This window comes from Chryseobacterium sp. C39-AII1 (genome assembly GCF_039672645.1).
Taxonomy (GTDB): Bacteria; Bacteroidota; Bacteroidia; order Flavobacteriales; family Weeksellaceae; genus Chryseobacterium.
The window spans coordinates 1-2,772 of record NZ_JBDFPQ010000036.1 but is presented as its reverse complement, the minus strand read 5'-3'; the positions used below and the strand labels follow the sequence as shown (position 1 = coordinate 2,772).

The 2,772-nt window shown below is 33.4% G+C and carries 1 protein-coding gene; it reads left to right on the top strand.

All coding sequences use genetic code 11. The features are described from left to right. Window positions 1–304: 304 nt before the first annotated feature. Complete coding sequence (locus ABEG63_RS21465) at window positions 305–2,479, top strand: outer membrane beta-barrel protein (protein WP_346587474.1); 2,175 nt, start codon at window positions 305–307, stop codon at window positions 2,477–2,479. Window positions 2,480–2,772: the final 293 nt, after the last annotated feature.

Genomic DNA, 2,772 nt, shown 5'->3' with positions numbered 1-2,772 from the left:
AGAGCATTTAATTCTTTATCAGCATATGAATTTTATTCAGAGCGTGTCTTAGTTTAATTAAATGCTTTCTCTTTTTCTAAAGTTATCTATTTTTTTCTTTTGCAAATCTAAAGGAGCGAAGTCGAAGACTAAAGTCTCGCCATCATTTACTGAAAATATTTTCATTTTATAAAATTCAAATTGATTATAATGTTTTGATTTTTAGATTTTTAATTTTAAATGATAAACATCATGTACTTTATTTTCATTCTGATGTAACAAATATTCTTTTTGAGGTGTCTTATGTATGAAAACTTCTCATGTAATGAAAATCAAATTAACATCGATTGCCTTATTAGTGGGCATTGTTGCTTTTGCACAGACTAAAAACGATACCATAAAACCTAAGGAAAAGGAAATTGAAGCCGTTACCGTTACCGTAAGAAAACCAACCGTAGAATCTAAAGTCGACAGAACGGTTTTCAATGTAGCCAACAGCTCTATTCTTGCCGGAAATACAACTTGGGACGTATTAAGAATGACTCCGCTTGTGAGTATTGATAATAATGACGCCATAAAAGCAGAGGGAGAATCTGTTACCGTTTACATCAACGATAGAAAATCCGTTTTTACAGGAAAAGAACTGAAGGAATATTTAAAAACCATTCCGGCAGATAATTTAATGAAGGTTGAGGTGATCACAAGCCCTTCTTCAAGATATGAAGCCACAGGATCTGTCATTAATATCGTCCTGAAAAAACGTGATGACGAAGGCCTGAAAGGAAGTGTAACATTTAACAACAGACAAAATACCAAGAATTCGCAATACACAAACTTAAACCTTAACTATCATAAAAAAAGCTTTACACAAACCTTAATCGGAAGTTACAGCGATAACATCAATGTGCAGAAAAACTCAAGTACGTATGTGACTTATGCGAATAATTCTCTGATGGAAATGAGCTCTAGAAATGAAGGAAGATATAAGAGTCCTTCAGTTTCATCTACTTCAGAATATGCATTGAATGACAAAAATACGGTAGGGTTGATTTTAGAGTATTATCAAAGTAATTCCAACTCTTTTTCAAATGCGGAAGGGACGAATTATTTAAATAATGAATTAACAAGTACAATTCAGCAAAACCAGACAGCAATAGGCTTAAACCGTAATTTGGGAACCAATCTTTTCTATAAATATTACGATAAGGAGAAAAACAGAATTTTAGATATTAATGTGGGAACCAACTATTACGGACAGTCGGAAGATAGCTATTTTTTAAGAAATATCTATTCTAATACGCCTTCCGTAAACGAAATTGGAGTTCTTTCTGATATTGAGAACCGAAATTATTATCTGAAAATAGATTACACCCAACCTTTAGGAAAATCTGGGGCGACCTTTGAAGTGGGAGGAAAGATGAATTTCAATAATAATATAATTCCGAATAGCTTATATGGCAACCAGTTGTCCGGGCTTAGTCCGAATGATGCCTTTCATTATGAGGATAATATTAATTCATTATATGCCAATTATAGCAGAACATTTTTTAAGAAATTAGAAACAAGAGTAGGGCTTCGTTATGAATATACCGATTTAAGGATGCGTCAGGATGTTTCGGGTGCTTCGAGAAAAGATTCTTACGGTACATTTTTGCCTAATTTGTTATTAAAATATTCTTTTTCAGACAAATATGATCTGAGTTTAACCTACAATCGTAATATCTGGAGGCCTTGGTATTCAGAGTTTAACCCTTTTATGATTCCTAATAACGACGGAATTTACAGCCGCGGGAATATGGATTTGAATCCAAACCCGAGCGATAGATTATACATGAAATTTGGGATTTTAAAGAAATATTTTATCTCTGCCAGATATATGTTTACCGATCAGGATTACTGGACAGACTATATTCCGGGAACTATTCCTGATGCCAACGGAAACCCGCAGCAGGTAACCATTACCCAGGAATCCAATTTCAATGGAAAAGTTCATAAATATTATCTGTATGCGAATACCAACCAGACCTTTTTCAAGAATAAATTTACCGTAAATATGGGATTGGGATGGTATTATATCGATAACAGCGATTTTAATGCTAAAAATAAAATTGATAATAATTTTTATATCAGTTATCTGAGTGCTACCGCCAACCTTTCATACACCAATCTTTTTAATAAAAATATTAATTTAAGTGCTTGGGTTGAAGTCGGAAATCAAAGTAATGGAAATTCTTACACCAATAAGCCAAATGTATTTCATAATATTTCAGCAACAAAAATCTTCCCGAAAACCCAGATGGAAGTCAGCTTACAGTTGATGAATATCTTTAAAAGACCGAATTATGATGCTACAAGCTATAACCAATCAGGATTTACCAGAAGTTCTTCAAAATGGGATTGGTACGGAGCTTCCATATCATTCGTAAAACGTTTCGGAAACCAGAAAGTAAAAGAAAATACCAAAACCGATGTTGAAAAAGACGGCGGCGGCGGAAAGTAAATTTTTTTAATGTTAAATTTATAAACGGACAGTGGATTGATTTCATTGTCCGTTTTTTATTACGGTTTTATTTTTTTTTGAAGCTATTCCTGCTTTCCGCACTCGCTATTTATTTTGGTTTCGGCGGCGCGGCGAAGCCAAAATAAATGAGCTCAAACAAATTCTTCAATGGTAAGTTTGCAAATAGAAAAAAATAGATATAGATTAGTTAAAAAAATTAACCTAAAGGAAAAGCAGCAGGATAAAGAAAGACGTTTCGTTGATACCAAGATATCGCCCCTGATTTTATTCCC